Raw genomic sequence first — 17,757 nt, forward strand, 5'->3', positions numbered from 1 at the left:
TGGTGATGAACAGCAAGTGTGTCCTGGGTCTGCTCGCGGCCACCGCGCTCGCCGGGTGCAATCTGGCGCCCAAATACGTGCGGCCGGTGGGCGCGGTGCCGGCGGCATTGCCGCAGGGCGGCGTCTATCCGGCGGCGGCGACCGACGCGCCCGACGTCACCAGGATCGGCTGGCGGACGTTCTTCACCGACGACCGGTTGCGCAACACGATCGCGCTGGGCCTCGAGAATAACCGCGATCTGCGGCTCGCGGCGGCGAACGTGTTGCAGGCGCGGGCGCAGTATCGCGTCCAGCGTGCCGATCTGGTGCCGTCGACGACGCTGTCGGGGTCAGGGACCTACACCAACAACATCTTCGGTGGCGCGGGCGCGGCCGGCGGCGGTGCGGCAGCCGGCGGGGCCGGCGCGGGTACCGGAGCAGGGGCCGGCGCCGGCGCCGGCGCGAACGTCGGCAGCACCTCGTCGAACCTCGAATTCTATTCGGTCAACGCCGGTTTCTCGGCGTTCGAGCTCGATCTGTTCGGTCGCGTGCGCAATCTCAGCCGGGCGGCGCTGGAACAATATTTCGCGACCGAGGAGGCGCAGCGGTCGACGCGGATCAGCCTGATCGCAGAGATCGCGACGGCATGGCTGACGCTGGCGTCGGATCAGGACCAGATGCGGATCTCGCAGGATTCGCTCAAGTCGTTCGCGCAGACGCTGGAGCTGACGCGGGCGCAGTTCCGCATCGGCGTGGCGTCGGAGCTGGAGGCGCGGCAGGCGGAAACGACCTACCAGACCGCGCGCAACGACATCGCGGTGCTGAAAACGCGGGTGGCGCAGGACCGGAATGCGCTCGACCTGCTGGTCGGCGCACCGGTAACGCCCGAACTGCTGCCGCAGGGTCTTGGCAACGGTGATGCCGCGTTGCAGGTGCTGCCCGCGGGCGTCGCCTCCGACGTGCTGCTGCGGCGGCCGGACGTGCTGCAGGCCGAGCACCAGCTGATCGCGCAGAACGCCAATATCGGCGCGGCGCGCGCGGCGATGTTCCCGAGCATCTCGCTGACCGCGACGCTGGGAACGATCAGCACCGCGCTGAGCGGCCTCTTCGCGGGCGGCAGCTTCACCTATACCGGGTCGCCGGCGGTGTCGCTGCCGCTGTTCGACGGCGGGCGGCTGCGCGGCAACCTCGAATCGGCGCGGGCGCAGCAGCAGGGCGCGGTCGCGACCTATGAAAAGACGGTGCAGACCGCCTTCCGCGAGGTCGCCGATGCGCTGGCGCAGCGCGGCACGATCGACGAACAGATCGCCGCGCAGACGGCGCGGGCCGATGCCGCGAACGTCGCATTCCGGATCTCCGACGCGCGCTATCGGGCGGGGGTGGATTCCTTCCTCACCACGCTCGATTCGCAGCGGAACCTCTACACCGCGCAGCAGCAGCTGGTGACGACGCGGCTGTCGCGGGGCAGCAATCTGGTCGAATTGTACCGGTCGCTCGGCGGCGGTCTGGAATAAGCGCCCGCCGCGTCGGACGGTCAGGCCGCCTGCGCGGTGCAGGCGCGGATCGGCGCGAGGCTGTCGAGGAACTGGCGCGCGCTGTTCGCCCAGGTGAAGCGCGCCGCATAAGCGGCACAGGCGGCGCGGTCGCGGGTCAGCGCCAGCACGATCGCCGCCGCCAGATCGTCGTCGATCGCCCCGACGCTGCCGTCGAGCACGTCGACCGGGCCGGGCGCCGGCAGGGCGGCGACCGGGGTGCCGCAGGCGAGCGCCTCGATCATCACCAGCCCGAACGTGTCGGTGCGGCTCGGAAAGACCAGGACATCGGCGCTGCGATAGGCGGCGGCGAGTGCGTCGCCGAACTTCGGCCCGAGGAAATGCGCCGACGGATAGCGCGCGGCGAGCATCGCGCGGGCGGGGCCGTCGCCGACCACCACCTTGGTGCCGGCGACATCGGCCTCCAGAAACGCCTCGACGTTCTTCTCCACCGCGACGCGGCCGACATAGAGCAGGATCGGGCCAGCAAGCGCCGTGATCGCCGGATCGACCGCACCCGCGGTGGAGAAGGTGGCAAGGTCGACGCCGCGGCCCCAGCGGCGCAGCCGGCCGAGGCCGTGGCTGCGCAACACCGCATCGACCGAAGGGGTCGAGGTCAGGATCGCGTCGGCGGGGGCGTGGAACCAGCGGATATAGCGCCAGATCCATTCGGCGTTCACGCCGGTACGCGCGGCGACGTAATCGGGAAACTGCGTGTGATAGGCGGTGGTGAAGCGCAGCCCTTCGCCGAGGCACCAGCGGCGCGCGGCGAGGCCGAGCGGCCCTTCGGTGGCGATGTGGATCGCATCGGCGTCGAAGGCGCGGATCAGCCGGCCGATCGTGCTGCCGCGGGCGAGCGCCAGCCGGATCTCGGGGTAGCTGGGGCAGGGCAGGCTGGCGAAGCGGTCGGGCGAGACGACCAGCAGCTCATGGCCCTGCGCCTCCAGCTCGCGCTTGATCGAGGTCAAAGTGCGGACGACGCCGTTGACCTGCGGCTGCCACGCGTCGGTGACGAGCGCGATCCGCATCAGGCGGCGATCGCCGCTGCGGCCCGCGCATCCGCATCGCGCCGCGCGATCTCGTCGGCCCAGTGGAGCAGCTCCATTCGCCCGTCGAAATGCTCGACCAGCGCGGTGCAGCCCTCCACCCAGTCGCCGTCGTTGTAATAAGCGATATCGCCGATCTGGCGGATTTCCGCGGTGTGGATGTGCCCGCAGACGACGCCGTCGACGCCGCGCGACCCGGCGGCATGCGCGACGACCTCCTCGAAATGCGAGATGAAGGCGACGGCATTCTTGACCTTCGCCTTGGCGTGCTTCGACAGCGACCAATAGGGCATGCCGAGCCGGCGGCGCGCGACGTTGAGCCACTGGTTGACCACCATCAGCGCGGTGTAGGCGCTGTCGCCGACGAACGCGACCCAGCGGTGCGCCAGCGTGATCGCGTCGAATTCGTCGCCGTGCAGGACGAGCAGGCGGCGGCCGTCGGCGGTGGTGTGGATCGCCTTGCGCCGGATCTTCACGCCGCCGAAGTCGAGCCCCGCGAACTGGCGGAACACCTCGTCGTGGTTGCCGGGAATATAGGTGACGCGGGTGCCGCGCTTGGCGCGTTTCATCAGGCGCCAGACGACGTCGTTGTGCGCGGCGGGCCAGTAGAAGCGCTTCTTCAGCCGCCAGCCGTCGATCATGTCGCCGACGAGGTACATGTGCTCGCTGTCGACATGGTCGAGGAAGTCGATCAGCATCTCCGCATTGCAGCCGCGCGTGCCGAGATGGACGTCGCTGATCCAGATCGTGCGGAAACGGCGGCGGGCGCCGTCGGTGCGTTCCGGCACGGCCGGCCGCTGCGGCAGGAAGGCGAGGATGTCGGCGGTTTGGTCGCTCGTGCAATCTTTGGTGGTCATGATCGGCCCCCCGGAACGCGCTGTTCCTTGGGGATGCCTATGCCCGTGCGATGTTACGCGGCCGTCACGGGAGCGTGACGGATCTGTGGCGGTCGGCGGTGCCGCCATGGACGGCATGAACCCCTTGGTGAAAACGATCGACCCCGATCGTTTCCATTCCCGATACGATCCTTACCGATGAGGCAGATCCGTCGACGATGGCAGGGACGCTATCGAATGCCCGGCCGATCGACCGCCCCGCGGTTTCCGCCTTATCGCGCAGGGGAAGCCGCAGGCGGCGTCCAGTGCCCCTATGCCATCGCGGTGCGCAGCACCGTCAGCAGCAGCCAGTAGAGCGTACCGGCGAGCAGCATCGCTGCCGGCAGCGTCATCACCCAGGCGAGCGCCATGTTGCGGATCGTGCGCCATTGCAGCCCGGCGCCGTTCGCGACCGAGGCTCCGGCGACGCCCGACGAGAGGATATGCGTCGTCGACACCGGCATGCCGAAGCGTTCGGCGAGCAGGATCGTCGCGGCGGTCATCAGCTCGGCGGACATGCCCATGCCATAGGTGAGGTGCGTCTTGCCGATGCGTTCGCCGACGGTGACGACGATGCGGCGCCAGCCGACCATGGTGCCGAGGCCCAGAGCGATCGCGACGGTGACCTTCACCCACAGCGGGATGTAGCGGGTGCCGCGTTCCAGCGCGCTGCCATAGCCCTTGATCCCCTGGATCTCCTGCGCGGTGAAGCGGGCCTGCGCGCCCTCGTCGGCGACGACCATCTTGCTGGCGTCGAGGACGAGATACATGTCGCCGCGCAGGTTGGGCGTGGCGGCGGCGGGAACCTTGCCGAGCGAGCCGTAGCTGGCGAGCCGGTCGCCGACGTCGCGCGACAGCGACGACAGCGCGCCGTACATCGCCTGGCTGTCGACGCGGCGGGCGGCGAGGCCCTGCGTCACGGTGGCGCGGGCGGCGTCGATCGAGGTCGGTTCGGGCCCGGGCTGGCGCGCGAAGATCGCCTCGGCGGTGCGCGCCTGCTGGACGAAGGCCGGCGTGGCGCTTTCCGGCACGGTGCGGTTGAGCGCATAGGCGGTGGGCGCGCAGCCGATCAGGATGAGCATGATGAGGCCCATGCCCTTCTGCCCGTCGTTGCCGCCATGCGCGAAGCTGACCGCGGTGCAGGTGAGGATCAGCGTGGCGCGGATGCCGCGGGGCGGGGGCGCATTGGTGTCGGGCGCGCGGTACAGCTTGGGATCGCGCAGGAAGCGCTTCATCACGAGCAGCAGCAGCAGCGCGCCGCCGAAGCCGATCAGCGGGCTGACCATCAGGGCCGACAGCACCTTTTCCGCCTGATGCCAGTCGACGCCCGACGTGCCGCCGGTGTTCGACAGCAACTGGTTGGCGAGGCCGACGCCGAGGATCGAGCCGATCAGCGCGTGGCTGGAGGAATTGGGCAGGCCGACGTACCAGGTGGCGAGATTCCACAGCACCGCGGCGAGCAGCAGGGCGAAGATCATCGCGAATCCGCCCGCCGAGCCGATGTGGAGGATCAGCTCCACCGGCAGCAGCGTGATGATCGAATAGGCGACCGCGCCCGACGACATCAGCACGCCGAGGAAATTGAAGAAGCCGGACCAGACGACCGCGAGCGGTGCGGGCATGGCGTGGGTGTAGATGACCGTGGCCACCGCATTGGCGGTGTCGTGGAAGCCGTTGACGAATTCGAACCCCAGCGCGATCAGCAGCGCCAGCCCGAGGAACAGGAAGACGCCGGTCGCGAGCGTTTCGCCGACCTCCGCCGTGTCGGTGACGATGCTGACGCCCGCATAGCCGAGTGCGCCGACCAGTACGGCGAGGAACACCCAGCGGCTTGCGGGGTGCAGATTGCCGTCGAGACGCGGGCCGCGGGCAGCCGTGGGGGAAGGTGCTGCAGAGACCATGGTAGCCATGACGCTGCCGGTGGACCCGCAATGTGACGGGTTCGTGACAGGCGTGTTGCGGCGGTGGGATCGACAGGGCTTTCCGGCCGCGCTCTGAGGCGATGACTTGGCGCGCCGGCTCCCCTAGGATGGCGGGCGTGACCGCCCTGCGCCGCCTGTCGCTGAATCACCGTACGCTGGCCCTGTGGCTGGCGCTGGTGGTGCTCGGCGTGAAGCTGCTGGTGCCGGCGGGGTTCATGGTCGGCGTGGTCGATGGCCGCGTCGCGTTGCAGATCTGCAGCGGCTTCGGTCCGGTCGCGGCGGCGCCGATGGCGCATCATGCGATGGCGGATGATGCCATGGCGGGTGACGCGATGGCGGATCATGCCATGCCGGACCATGCCATGCCGAAGCACGCGGCATCCGGCGACCCCGCTACGCGGCATGGCGGGGTGGACCATCCCGCTGCCGACATGCCCTGTCCGTTCGCCGCGCTGGCGCATGGCGCGGCGATGCCGGTCGATCCGGTGCTGCTCGCCGTCGCTTTGGCATTCGTGCTGACGCTGGGCTTCGTCGCCGTCGTTCCTATCCGCCTGCGATCCGTGCCGTTCCTGCGGCCGCCGCTCCGGGGACCGCCGCTCCCCGCCTGATCCGCCCCTATGCACATTGACGGCGCCGTCCCTCCCAAGCGGGAACGCGCGCCCGGATCGGGATTCTCTCATGACCTATCTTCGAACCGCCGCGGCGGCAGGCCTGATGCTTGCCGTCTGTCCGGCGGTGGCGGCGCAGACCGCCCATACCGACCATACCGACCAGGACCACGACCCGCGCGCAGCGCGCGACACCAGCTTCTCGGTCGGCGACATCGTCGTCACCGCGCGCGACATGGCGGGATCGAGCGCGACCGTGCTGACCTCAGTCGACCGGCTCGGCGGCGACATCGCGCAACGGCAGAGCGTCGATAATACATGGGAGCTGTTCGCGCGGCTGCCCGGCGTGACGCTGACCGATTTCAACCAGGGGACGACGTCGGGGCGCTTCTCGATCCGCGGTTTCAACGGGGAGGGGGAGATCAACGCGGTCAGGCTGTCGATCGACGGCATCCCCGCCAACGCCAATGACGGCGGCATGGCCTATATCGATGCGGTGATGCCGCTCGACATCGCGCGCGTCGAGCTGGTGCGCGGCACGGCGGACCCGCGCTACGGCCTGCATGCGATCGCCGGCAGTGCCGATATCGCGACGCGGATCGGCGGCGACTATCTGGACGTGCGCGCGCTGGCGGGGGCGTTCGGCACCGCGGAGGGGCAGCTGTCCGCCGGGGTGGAGACGGGGCCGCTCAGCCAGAACTACTTCGTCGGCTATCGGCGCAGCGACGGCTTCCGCGACCATGCCGGGCTCGATCGGGTCAGCCTTGCGGGCAAATGGTTCTACGACCGGGGGGCGGTGCGGATCGGCGGGATCGCGCGCTATGCGGCGGCGGAGGCGGACGAGCCGGGCTATCTGACCGATGCCGACGCCTATACCGACCGGCGCCGCTCCTATGCGGTGTCGGCGAGCGATGGCGGGCGGCGGCGGTTGAGCCAGTACAGCCTGCATCTCGACGCCGACCTCGGCGACGATCTGGCGCTGAGCGCGAAGGGCTATGCCAACGGCTTCCACGACGACCGCTACGTCCGCTTCTCCGCCACCGTCGCGCAACAACGCCGCCTGACCCACGAAAACCACTACGGCGCGATGGCCGTTCTACATTACCACCCCAAAATCGCCGTCCTGCACCGCCTGATGCTGGAGGCGGGGGGCGACGTGCAGGTGCAGGACAATGAAAGCCTGCGCTGGCTGACCGCCGACCGCCGCATCACCAGCCGGACGCGCGACCAGGCGTTCGGGCTGACCGTGGCGGGCGGCTATGCGCAGGCGGTGGTCGAGCCGACCGGCTGGCTCAGCATCACCCCCGGCTGGCGTTTCGACATTGCGTCGGGAACATTGCACAACCGGCTGAACGGACAGCGTTATCCGATCAACGATTATGGCACGATCAGCCAGCCCAAGGTCAGCGTCGCGATCACCCCGGCGGCGGGAGTCACCGCTTATGCCAATTACGGGCGGACGTTACAGATCGGCGTCGGCGCGGGCGCATACAAGGTGCCGCCGCGGACCACCGACCTCGATTCGTCGATCAATGAAGGCTGGGAGGCGGGCGTCAGACTGGCGCGGGGGCGCTGGCTGGAGGCGCGCGTCGCGATGTGGAAACAGACCGCGAGCGGCGAGATTAAGCGGCGGCTCAACGACCCCTCGGGCGACAGCGACAATCTGGGCGCTACGCGGCGGTCCGGGCTGGACGTGCAGACAAGCGTGACGCTGGTCCGGGCGGCCAGCATGTGGGGCGCCTATTCCTACCAGCGCGCGCGGATCGTCACCCCCGATCCGGCGACACCGTCGCAGGCGGGCAACTGGATCGACCATGTGCCGCGCCATCTGTTCTCGGCCGGGCTGGACGTGGTGCTCCCCGAGCGCTGGCGCGTGTCGCTGTGGGGGAACGGCCAGTCGCGCTATGAGCTGACGCCGGCCAACACGCTGCCGCGCTACGGCGCCTATCTGGTCGTGAACGGCGAGGTCGCATGGCGGGTGCTGCCGCGGCTGGAGGTCGCGGCGCAGCTCAAGAACATCGGCGATCGCGCCTACGAATATGTCTGGTTCGACGGCAGCCAGGTGCTGCATGCGCCGGCGGACGGGCGCGCGCTGTACGGCAGCGTGCGGCTGACGCTGTGACGACGCCGGCGCAGCGGGTGCGCGTCATGGTGCGGCGCATCCATCTGTGGCTGGGGTTGGGCATCGGCCTGCTGTTCGCGGTCACCGGGCTGACCGGCAGCGTGCTGGTCTTCTACCCGGCGATCGACGGCGCGCTGCACCCGGGGCTGGCTCGCGTCGCAGCTGGCGCGCGGCCGCCGTCGTGGCAGGCGGTGTATGACGCGCTGCGGCGCGACAATCCGGGCCGCGACGGCGCTTGGCGGATCGAGGTGACGCCCGATGGCGGTCCGATCCCGATCCGCTATTACCAACCGGTCGAGACGCGCGGGCGGGACTTCGCGCCGCTGATGCTGTGGCTCGATCCGGTCGGGCTGCATGCCGTACGCCGCGGCTATTGGGGCGATTACTGGACGACGTGGATCTACGACCTGCATTACCGGCTGCTGCTGCAGAAGCCCGGCGGCATCGCGATGGGGATTGCGGGGATCGCCATGTTGGGGCTGCTGGTCAGCGGCCTGTGGGCGTGGTGGCCGCGCACCGGCGGCTGGCGCCGTTCGCTGGCGTGGAAGCGCGCCGCCGCGCGGTCGCGGCGATTGTACGACCTGCACAAATGGATCGGGATCGGTGGCGCGATCGTGCTGATCGTGGTGACGGCGACGGGGGTGATGCTCGACCTGCCCGACCAGGTGCGGCCCGTGGTGGCGCGCGCCTCGCCGCTGTTCGCGACGCCGGTGCTGGAGAGCGTGCCGCGGGCGGGCGGCATGCTGCCGCTGGACGGGCTGGTGGCGCGGGCGAGGGCGGTGCTGCCGGGGGCGTCGCTGGCGTGGATCGAGACGCCGGCGGGCGCACGCGGGGTGGTGCGGGTCAACCTGTCCGCACCGGGCGAGCCGAGCCGGCGGTTTCCGCGCAGCAACGTCTGGCTCGACCCCTATGGCGGGCGCGTGCTGGCGGTGCGCGACGCGCGCCAGGACGGCGGCGGCGACACGGTGCTGACGTGGCTGCACCCGCTACACGACGGCGAAGTGCTCGGGCTGGCGGGGCGGTGGCTGGTGTTCGCGTCGGGGCTGCTGCCGGCGGTGCTGTTCGCGACGGGGGTGTGGCGCTGGTGGGGGCGGCGGGGGGTGGTTCGAAATTAAAGAAAAGGCCGCCCGGTGTGATCCGGACGGCCCTTTCGTGCAGTATGCGGATCGGATCAGAGGCCGATGCGAACGCCTGCATAATAGCGACGGCCGAGCGCATCATATGTGCCGGCATCGGTATCTTGCCCTGCCGACGCGCCGATATCGGCGAGGTAGGGCGGCTTGTTGTTCAGCAGATTGTCGCCGCCGACATAGAATTCGAAATTGTCGGCAGTGCGGAAACGGATTTGCGAGTCGAGGTAGAATTGCGGACGGACGCGGTACAGCGGGTTGCTGCCCGGGCGGGCCCCGGTCAGCTGATCGTCGAGGCTCGACTGGCTGATCCATGTACCGGTCGTCGTGAGTCCGACCCCGTCGATATCGAACGAGCCGTTGATCGTGAACTTGTCACGCGGCGCGCCGATTTCCCCGGCGAAATAGTCGCGATCCGAATCCGGCAGCGGGATCGAATAGCCGCTGATGAGGTGCGTGTACGAGCCACGCAGTCCGAGCGTGCCGCCAAGACCCCAATCGGCCAGATTCTGGCGCCACGTCACCGTCGTGTCGATGCCCGACGTCTTCACACCGCCGCTGTTCGACGGACCCGAATTCACCTCGTCCAGCGAGCCAGCGCTGTTCGGACCGACCACGGCCGAGCGGCGGGTGACGAGGTCGCAATAGGACTGGATCGAGTTGGCGTAGCATTGGTTCAGGATGAACTGCAGCGGCGTCGAGACGATCGCATCCTTGATGCGGATGTTGAAATAGTCGACCGTGACGACGAGGTTGCGCAGGCCGCGGATCGAGCGAGGGTTGATGACCACGCCCGCGGTGAACGAATCGCCCTTTTCTTCCTGCAAGTTACGATTGCCGCCGGCGAAGCTGGTGATGCCCTGAAGATCGGCCTGGTTGGCGACGAACGCCCCGTTCGCGGCGATGTTCGCGTTGACCCCGGGTGCCGCGCGGCAGTTGGTCGACACGGTGCCGGTGCTCGTGGCGGTGACGCCGACGCACGGGTCCTGCAAGCCGGACGGGAAGTCCTGCTGCGGGGCCTGGAACAGTTCGTTGATATTAGGCGCGCGCACCGACCGTGCCTTGATGACGCGGAAGCGGATGTCCTCGATCGGCGCCCATTCGCCACCGTAATTGTAGCTGAACGTCGTGCCGACCGTCGAATAGTCGGACACGCGAACCGCGCCGCGCAGGCTGAGCGAATGGAAAAACGGCCGGTTCTGAACGATCGGTACGATCGCTTCGCCGAAGCCTTCCCAGAGGTCGAACTTGCCATAGGTTGACGGCAGCGCATTGTTGCCGTTCAGGCCCTGTTGGGTCAGCAGATCGAATACATTGCTGCTGGTTTCGCGGCGGTATTCGGTGCCGACGTTGATCCCGATCGGATCGGCGCCGAACAGCGAGAACAGCTTGCCGGTGACGTTGGCGCCGGCGACGGTCTGTGTCACCTTCGTATCCAGCGTCGTCGGTGCGGCCAGATAGGATGCGGTGTTGGCGAGCGTGCCGACACCGTAGATGTTGGCGGGGATGCAGCCGGCCGCACGCGCCGCCGGATCGGCACAGACGATCTGGCCGGTGGCGGGATCGCGGTAGGAGTTCAGCGCCTGCACGAAATTGGCGCTGTTGAACTGGCCGTTGCCGTTCTGCTTTTCCTTGGTCTCGCCGTAGATGCCATAGGCTTCGTAGCTGAAGCGATCCTCCAGGAAACTGCCGTTGATGCCGCCGGCGATGCGGAACAGGTCACGGCTGGCCGATTGCGTGCGATTGCCGAAATCGGCGAGGCGACGATCGAAATAGATATCGCGGAGGCCATCGCCATCGGTGTCGGTCGCGGCGTTGAAGATCGCGTCCGGGACGAAGGGGTTGCGATAGGTCACACCACCGACGACGGTCTGGATCGGCACCTGACCGCCCGATGCGATCGCCACCAGGTCAGAGCTGAGCGGGAACGGCTCGATGACCGTCTGTACCTTGGTCTTGGCGTAATTGCCCTCGAGCCACAGGTTGGCGGCGTCCGACACCTCGAAGTTGGCACGACCTGCGGCGACATAGCGCTCGACCGGGACAGCGAGGTAGCGGAAGTCGGACCGGTTGAACCCGCCGCAATCAGCGCCCGAGCAATTGACCAGCGAGCCCGTGTTGTAGCTGAACGTCTGGTCACCCGCGTAGATGCGTCCGCCCGGCGCGAAGCCCGACAGCAGGGTTCGCGGCGTGAACAGATCCTCGTCGCGACCGTTCGACAGACCCAGGCTGCTCGAATCGATCGCGCTGGAACCGGCCTCGGTCGAACGGTCCTTCTTGAGGACGGTGCCTTCCTTCGAATAGCCACCGAACAGCATGATGTTGCCGCGACCGTCGGCGAAGTTCTTGCCGGCGAGGATGTTCACCTGCCGGTCGAAACCGTCGCCCCGCTCGGAGATGCCGAGCTGACCGTCCATCTGGAGGCCGTCGAACTTGGTCTTGTAGACGAAGTTGACCACGCCCGCGACCGCGTCAGAACCGTAGACGGCCGAGGCACCGCCGGTCAGCGTGTCGATCCGCTCGATGAACTGCGTCGGAATGACGTTGAGGTCGACCGCCTGGCTGCCCGGCTGGCCGGACACGAACCGCCGGCCGTTGACCAGCACCAGCGTGCGATCCTCGCCGAGGTTGCGCAGATTGACCGTCGCTGAGCCGGCGCCCTGCGTAGCGAAGCTGGAATTGGTGCGGCTGATCCCCGGCGTGCCGAAGGCTGGGTTCTGCAACAGCACTTCCTGCACGTTGATCGCGCCCTGCTGCTGGATCTGCTCGGCACCGATCACCTGCAGCGGCGAGGCGGATGCCGCCGCGGGCGAGGCGATGCGCGAACCGGTGACGACGATGTCGGCCCCACCGGCATCCGCGCCGACGGCCGTGGCGCCGTCGCCGGCCGGCGTCACGCCGGTCGCGGACTGGCCGGCGGCCTGATCGTTGGTGGTCTGTGCCGGCGTGCAATCCGGGGGCGTGGTGTTCGGGGGACAAACCGTCTGCGGCGCGCCGGGCTGGCCGGCATCCTGGGCCACGGCAGGCGTCGCGAGCATCGCGGCGCCGACGAAGAGGGAGGTTGCCAGCAGCTGCCGGCGGTACGCGAGGGTCATAATCATCGTCCTGTCACTAGCGCTTCAGAAGGGCAGCAAACCTGTCCTGAGCCACAGGGCGGGTAGCTTCGCCAAATCGCGCCGACGAGGGCAAAGTATCCGATATGTTGCAGATTTCGCCTTGGTGTTGCGTCCGTGTAACAGCGACAGGAGAGGAGATTAGGTCAGTATCATTACAACGAGCAAATTTCCGAAGATGCGGCGAATGGAGGCCCTTCGTTCAGCTTTTCGCAAGGTTTCCAGTAGGGTGGATCACCGTTCGCAGTGTATGCCGCATATTGCTGCAAACGATGGGGCTGTTCCGACATTTTATATCCGGCAATCATATTGACCTAACATGATCGGTCCCGATGCGCTTTCTTTCGCGCCTGCAGCAAAGTTCGATCGCAACGCGGGACCCTTCGCCACCCTCAAGCGTGGTAGCGCGATGCACATCCCCTATCTCGACATCGACCTGCCCGGATGGGCGCAGCGGCTCGCCGGAGTCGCGGCGTTCGTGCTGGTGCTGGCGCTGCTGCACCGGGTGCTGCTCGCCGGGCTGCGGCGACTCGCGCGGCGGACGACGACGAAGACCGACGATATCCTGATCGACCGGCTGGGGCGGCCGTCGTTCTGGCTGGTGGTGGTCGTCGCGCTGGCGGCGTCGGGGCCCGGGCTGGACCTGCCGCGCTATTGGGAGACGATCTGGCAGCGGGTGCTCGGGCTGCTGACGCCCGGCGTGTTCGGCTGGATGCTGCTCGCGGCGCTGACCGTCTATCGCGACATCAGCGAGGTGCGGTTCGATATCACCGCGTCCGACAATCTGCGCGCGCGGCGGCGGCGGACGCGGATCAGCATCCTGCACCGGATCGGGGTGTTCGTTCTGGTCATGCTGACGGTGATGATGATGCTGATGAGCATCCCGTCGGTGCGGACGATCGGCGTCACACTGGCCGCGTCCGCCGGTGTCGCGGGCCTCGCGATCGGTGCGGCCGCGCAGCCGGCGCTGAAGAACGTGATCGCAGGGATCCAGATGGCCTTTACCGAACCGATCCGGATCGACGACGTCGTCATCATCGACAATGAATGGGGACGGATCGAGGACATCCGGCTGACCTATGTCGTGGTCCGCATCTGGGACGACCGGCGCCTGGTGGTGCCGGTGTCCAAATTCCTGGAGAACAGCTTCCAGAACTGGACGCGCGAGACGAGCGCGCTGCTGGGATCGGTGTTCTGGTATCTCGACCCCGCCGCGGACGTGCCGCGGATCAGGGCGAAGCTGGAAGAGGTGGTGCGCGCCAACCCGCGCTGGGACCAGCGGTTCTTCAACCTGCAGGTCACCGATTCCAAGCCCGACGGGACGATGGAGGTGCGCGGGCTGATGACCGCCAAGGACGCCTCGACCGCGTTCGACCTGCGATGCGACGTGCGCGAGGCCATCTATGCCTTCATCCGCGCCGAGATGCCCGAAGCGCTGCCCCGGGAGCGGTTCATGCGTGCGCCGTCTGGTCCTGCGGCGGTTCCATCTCCAGCGGACTGGCCATCAGCGTCTCGGTGAAGGTCTTGCGCCACCAGCCGATATCCTCACGCAGGATGGTATCCATCATCTTCTGCCAGCGCTCGATCCGTTCCTCGCGCGGCATGCGCAGCGCCAGCATGATCGCGTCGGACATCTCTTCGGCAGAATAGGGATTGATGAGCACCGCGTCGGTGAGCTGGCAGGCGGCGCCGGCGAAGCGCGACAGGATGAGGACGCCCGGGTCCTCCGGGTTCTGCGCGGCGACATATTCCTTCGCGACGAGGTTCATGCCGTCGCGCAGGGGGGTGACGAGCCCGATTTTGGCGGCGCGATAGATGCCGGCGAGGACGTCGCGCGGATAGCCTTGGTTGACGTAGCGGATCGGCACCCAGTCGATATCAGCATAGGCGCCGTTGATCCGGCCGGCAAGCCCCTCGAGATTGCTGCGGATCTTCTGGTAGCTGCCGACGGTGGCCCGGCTCGGCGGCGCGATCTGGAGGAGGGTGACCTCCTTGCGCTCTTCCGGATGCTCGACGAGGAAGCGTTCGTAGCCGAGGAAGCGTTCCTCGAGGCCCTTGGAATAGTCGAGCCGGTCGACGCCGACGATCATGTCGCGGCCGACCGCGGCATCGCGCATCTGGCGGAACGCGAGGCGCGCGCGCGTGCTGGTGGCGAGGTCGGCGAATTCCTTCGCATCGATGCCGATCGGGCAGGCCATCACCTTGACGCGGCGATCGTCGAGGACGAGTTCGCCGTCCTCCATATGGGCGCCGAGTTCGTGCGTTGCATAGTCGCAGAAGGACTGGAGCCATTCGTCGGTGTGGAAGCCGATGACGTCATAGGCGAACAGGCTGCGCACCAGCGCCTGCGCCTCCGGCAGGATCGCGAGCAGGCGGCGCGGCGGCCAGGGGATGTGGAGGAAGAAGCCGAGGCGGTTGTTGGCGCCGCGCTTGCGCAGCTCCTCGCCGAGCGGGAACAGGTGGTAATCCTGGATCCAAACCGCGTCGTCCTCCTCGATCAGCGGCTGGACGGTGTCGGCGAAGCGTTCGTTGACGCGCTGGTAGCCGCCGGCAAATTCGCGTTCATATTCCGCCAGATCGACGCGGTAATGGAACAGCGGCCACAAGGTCCGGTTGGCGTAGCCGTTGTAATATTCCTCGATATCCTGCTCTTCGAGGTCGACCGTCGCGGTGGTGACGCCTTCGTTGCGCTGGAAGGTGATCTGGCCGGTATATTCGTCGGTCTGCTCGCCCGACCAGCCGAACCACATGCCCTTGTATTCGCGCAGAGCCGAGGCGAGCGCCACCGCGAGGCCGCCCTGCGCGCCGGATTTGGAGCCCGACGGGGCGGATACGCGGTTGGATATGATGATGAGACGGCTCAGCGGATCGAACTCCAGGGTTTGGACAGCAGGGCGGCGCAGTTGATCATGCCGACCAGCGAATAGGTCTGGGGATAATTGCCCCACAGCTCGCCCGATGTCGGGTCGATATCTTCGGAAAGAAGGCCCGCTGCGGTGCGGCGTGCCAGCATCTCGTCGAACAGCGCGCGCGCATCGGCCTCGCGACCGGTGAAGTGCAGCGCCTCGATCAGCCAGAAGGTGCAGACGTTAAACGCGGTTTCGGGCAGGCCGAAATCGTCTTCCGTGTCGTAGCGGAGCATGTGGCTGCCGCGGCGCAGGCCCTTTTCCACCGCCTCCAGCGTGCCGATGAAGCGCGGGTCGCCGGGTTCGAAGAAGCGCAGGTCGAGCAGCTGGATCAGGCTGGCGTCGAGGTCGTCGCCTGAGAAGGTCGCCGACATGCGGTTGGTGTCGGGGCGCCAGGCGCTGACCTCGATATGCTTGCGGATCGTGTCGGCACGCGCCTGCCAGAAATCGCGGCGGTCGGGCAGGTCGAGGACGTGCGCGGCATTGGCGAGCCGGTCGCACGCCGCCCAGCACATCGCGCTGGAATAGGTGTGGACGCTCTGCCGGGTGCGCAATTCCCACAGGCCGGCGTCGGGCTGGTCGTGGAACTGCCACGCGCGCTCGCCGACATGCTCCAGCCGCTGGAAATCCTCGATGCCGGACTGGCGGAACAGGCGCTGGTCGAAGAAGGCGTGGACGCTGCACAGCACGATCTGGCCATAGGCATCGTGCTGGATCTGCTCATAGGCCTGGTTGCCGACGCGGACCGGGCCCATGCCGCGATAGCCGGGCAGGGCGGGGGCGAAGCGTTCCTCCAGCGTCGCCTCGCCGAGGACGCCGTAGAGCGGCTGGATATGGCCGCCGGCGGCGCTGTCGACGATATTGCGGAGATAGCCGAGATAGCCCTCCAGCACGTCGAGCGCGCCGAGCCGGTTGAGCGCCTGCACGGTATAATAGGCATCGCGGACCCAGCAATAGCGATAGTCCCAGTTCCGCTCCGACCCGGCATGTTCGGGGATCGAGGTGGTGAGCGCGGCGACGATCGCGCCGGTTTCCTCATGCTGGCACAGTTTGAGCGTGATCGCCGAGCGAATGACGACATCCTGCCATTCGAGCGGGATGGCGAGGCCGCGCACCCATTCCTGCCATTCGGTGGTGGTCTGGGCGAGCATCGCGTCGAGCGTCTCGGCGAGGTCGCCGCTGAAGCTCTCGTCCGGGCCAAGGAAGAAGTGGAGCGGGCGTTCGAGGCGGAAGGTGCGCTCTTCCTGCACCATGCCGATCGGGGCGGTGGTGGTGAGGCGCAGCTGCATCGAATCGAGCAGGATACGCAGATGGTTCGACCCGCCGATCTGTTCGCGGCAGGTGCCGCCCCAGCCGCAGGTCGTGCGCAGCTGCATCGTGACGCGGGGGCTGCCGCGCAGCGGGCGGACGATGCGGGCGAAGGCGACCGGGCGATAGGTGCGGCCCGAGCGGACGAGGCGCGGGCAGAAGTCGATGACTTCCAGCGCGTTGCCGGCATCGTCGGTATGGACGCTGACCAGGATCGGGGTGTTGCGGATGTAATGCTGTTCGACGCTGACCGAATTCTCGATCGCGATGCCCCAATAGCCGCTGTCGGGCTCGGCGCCGCCGATCAGAGCCGAGAACAGGGGATCGCCGTCGACGCGGGGCACGCAGGCCCAGACGAAGCGGCCGGCGCGATCGATGAGGGCGCTGACCTGGCAATTGCCGATCGGCCAGAGATCGACGCTGGTGGTCGGGGGCGTGCTGGTCGGCGCGGCGGTCATCGGGCAAGGCTTTCGGTTGCGGCGGCGAGCCAGGAGAGGGTCTGCGGCACGCCGTCGAGGCGCCAGGCGGCGGCGGTGGCACGCGGCGCGCCGATCAGGATGCCGGCGCCGCCGAGGTCGCGCGCAGCGACCATCGCGGGCTCGTCGGTGTCGTCGTCACCGAGGAAGACGGGCGTGCGGCCGGCGAAGACCGGTGCCTGCATCAGCGCATGCAGCGCGGTGCCCTTGTCGGCGCCCGGAACGCGGACCTCGATCATCATCTTGCCGGTCTGCAAATGAAGGCCTGCATCGGCGGCGAGGCCGCGGGCGAGGTCGGTCGCCGCCGTCTCTGCTGCGGGCGCGGCACGATAATGGAGCGCGGCCCCGAGCGGCTTTTCCTCGACCAGCACGCCGTTTGTTGCGGTTGCGAAGGTTTTCATCTGATCGACTATACGGTCGAGGGCGGCGGGACGTTCCGCACGGTCGTGCCGCCCGTCGGGCCAGGCGACCTCCAGACCATGGCTGCCGGAGATGGCGAAATGCGGATCGCCGAACAGCGCACGGATGCCCGCGACCGGCCGGCCGGAGATGATCGCGACCCGCCCGTCGAGCGCGGCGCTGAGCCGGTCGATCAGCGCAGCGAGATGCGCATCCACCGCGACGGCGTCGGGATGATCCTGCAGTTCGACGAGCGTGCCGTCAAAATCGAGGAACAGCGCGGCATTTTGCAGCAGGTCGGCCGGGGGCGGGAAAAGGTGCGTCACGCAGCGGCGTGTCGG

At 68.0% G+C, this 17,757-nt stretch carries 12 protein-coding genes; 5 read left to right on the forward strand and 7 right to left on the reverse strand.

The window, feature by feature from the left end:
* Positions 1–5 precede the first annotated feature (5 nt).
* Positions 6–1,493 carry an efflux transporter outer membrane subunit gene (locus AC1RTO_RS02930; protein ID WP_493159431.1) on the forward strand — a complete coding sequence of 496 codons (1,488 nt, stop codon included), beginning with the start codon at positions 6–8 and terminating at the stop codon, positions 1,491–1,493.
* Positions 1,494–1,513: 20 nt separating this feature from the next.
* Here the strand turns inward: AC1RTO_RS02930 and AC1RTO_RS02935 are convergent, their stop codons facing one another.
* The 3 genes from AC1RTO_RS02935 to AC1RTO_RS02945 form a co-directional block, all read right to left on the reverse strand.
* Entirely contained in the window at positions 1,514–2,539 is a 1,026-nt protein-coding gene (locus tag AC1RTO_RS02935) for a glycosyltransferase family 4 protein (protein ID WP_493159432.1), read from the reverse strand.
* The gene (locus tag AC1RTO_RS02940; RefSeq protein ID WP_493159433.1) at positions 2,539–3,414 is read right to left on the reverse strand and encodes a UDP-2,3-diacylglucosamine diphosphatase; all 876 of its coding nucleotides are present in this window, start codon (positions 3,412–3,414) and stop codon (positions 2,539–2,541) included. Before AC1RTO_RS02940 ends, AC1RTO_RS02935 begins: the two co-directional genes overlap by 1 nt.
* 290 nt (positions 3,415–3,704) lie before the next feature.
* The gene (locus AC1RTO_RS02945) at positions 3,705–5,342 is read right to left on the reverse strand and encodes an inorganic phosphate transporter (protein WP_493159434.1); all 1,638 of its coding nucleotides are present in this window, start codon (positions 5,340–5,342) and stop codon (positions 3,705–3,707) included.
* Between the two features lie 128 nt (positions 5,343–5,470).
* On the opposite strand from AC1RTO_RS02945, the gene AC1RTO_RS02950 reads away from it, so the two are divergent.
* The 3 genes from AC1RTO_RS02950 to AC1RTO_RS02960 all read left to right on the forward strand — a co-directional run bounded on the left by AC1RTO_RS02950 (position 5,471) and on the right by AC1RTO_RS02960 (position 9,199).
* Positions 5,471–5,962 (forward strand): hypothetical protein, encoded by a 492-nt coding sequence (locus AC1RTO_RS02950; protein ID WP_493159435.1) that lies wholly within the window; start codon positions 5,471–5,473, stop codon positions 5,960–5,962.
* A 70-nt stretch (positions 5,963–6,032) separates the two neighbouring features.
* Complete coding sequence (locus AC1RTO_RS02955) at positions 6,033–8,084, forward strand: TonB-dependent receptor (protein ID WP_493159436.1); 2,052 nt, start codon at positions 6,033–6,035, stop codon at positions 8,082–8,084.
* Positions 8,081–9,199 carry a PepSY-associated TM helix domain-containing protein gene (locus AC1RTO_RS02960; RefSeq protein ID WP_493159437.1) on the forward strand — a complete coding sequence of 373 codons (1,119 nt, stop codon included), beginning with the start codon at positions 8,081–8,083 and terminating at the stop codon, positions 9,197–9,199. Before AC1RTO_RS02955 ends, AC1RTO_RS02960 begins: the two co-directional genes overlap by 4 nt.
* A 56-nt stretch (positions 9,200–9,255) precedes the next feature.
* On the opposite strand, the gene AC1RTO_RS02965 is transcribed toward AC1RTO_RS02960, so the two are convergent.
* A complete protein-coding gene (locus tag AC1RTO_RS02965) occupies positions 9,256–12,309 on the reverse strand; it encodes a TonB-dependent receptor domain-containing protein (RefSeq protein WP_493159438.1) in 3,054 nt (1,017 codons plus the stop codon).
* 427 nt (positions 12,310–12,736) lie between these two features.
* On the opposite strand from AC1RTO_RS02965, the gene AC1RTO_RS02970 reads away from it, so the two are divergent.
* The gene (locus tag AC1RTO_RS02970) at positions 12,737–13,846 is read left to right on the forward strand and encodes a mechanosensitive ion channel family protein (RefSeq protein WP_493160315.1); all 1,110 of its coding nucleotides are present in this window, start codon (positions 12,737–12,739) and stop codon (positions 13,844–13,846) included.
* Here the strand turns inward: AC1RTO_RS02970 and otsA are convergent.
* The 3 genes from otsA to otsB are packed head-to-tail and all read right to left on the reverse strand — an operon-like array spanning position 13,779 to position 17,742.
* A complete protein-coding gene (otsA, locus tag AC1RTO_RS02975; protein ID WP_493160316.1) occupies positions 13,779–15,191 on the reverse strand; it encodes an alpha,alpha-trehalose-phosphate synthase (UDP-forming) in 1,413 nt (470 codons plus the stop codon). The two genes, AC1RTO_RS02970 and otsA, sit on opposite strands and share 68 nt — an antisense overlap.
* Positions 15,188–16,999 (reverse strand): glycoside hydrolase family 15 protein, encoded by a 1,812-nt coding sequence (locus AC1RTO_RS02980; RefSeq protein WP_493159439.1) that lies wholly within the window; start codon positions 16,997–16,999, stop codon positions 15,188–15,190. Before AC1RTO_RS02980 ends, otsA begins: the two co-directional genes overlap by 4 nt.
* A complete protein-coding gene (otsB, locus tag AC1RTO_RS02985; protein WP_493159440.1) occupies positions 16,996–17,742 on the reverse strand; it encodes a trehalose-phosphatase in 747 nt (248 codons plus the stop codon). Before otsB ends, AC1RTO_RS02980 begins: the two co-directional genes overlap by 4 nt.
* Between the last annotated feature and the right edge of the window lie 15 nt (positions 17,743–17,757).

It is taken from the genome of Sphingomonas sp. GW821-FHT10F09 (assembly GCF_058809195.1).

Coding starts and splice junctions, on each gene's coding strand:
- AC1RTO_RS02965 (WP_493159438.1), bottom strand. CDS start 12,309: ATGACCCTCGCGTACCGCCGGCAGCTGCTGGCAACCTCCCTCTTCGTC.
- AC1RTO_RS02935 (WP_493159432.1), bottom strand. CDS start 2,539: ATGCGGATCGCGCTCGTCACCGACGCGTGGCAGCCGCAGGTCAACGGC.
- AC1RTO_RS02940 (WP_493159433.1), bottom strand. CDS start 3,414: ATGACCACCAAAGATTGCACGAGCGACCAAACCGCCGACATCCTCGCC.
- AC1RTO_RS02955 (WP_493159436.1), top strand. CDS start 6,033: ATGACCTATCTTCGAACCGCCGCGGCGGCAGGCCTGATGCTTGCCGTC.
- AC1RTO_RS02930 (WP_493159431.1), top strand. CDS start 6: ATGAACAGCAAGTGTGTCCTGGGTCTGCTCGCGGCCACCGCGCTCGCC.
- AC1RTO_RS02945 (WP_493159434.1), bottom strand. CDS start 5,342: ATGGCTACCATGGTCTCTGCAGCACCTTCCCCCACGGCTGCCCGCGGC.
- AC1RTO_RS02970 (WP_493160315.1), top strand. CDS start 12,737: ATGCACATCCCCTATCTCGACATCGACCTGCCCGGATGGGCGCAGCGG.
- AC1RTO_RS02980 (WP_493159439.1), bottom strand. CDS start 16,999: ATGACCGCCGCGCCGACCAGCACGCCCCCGACCACCAGCGTCGATCTC.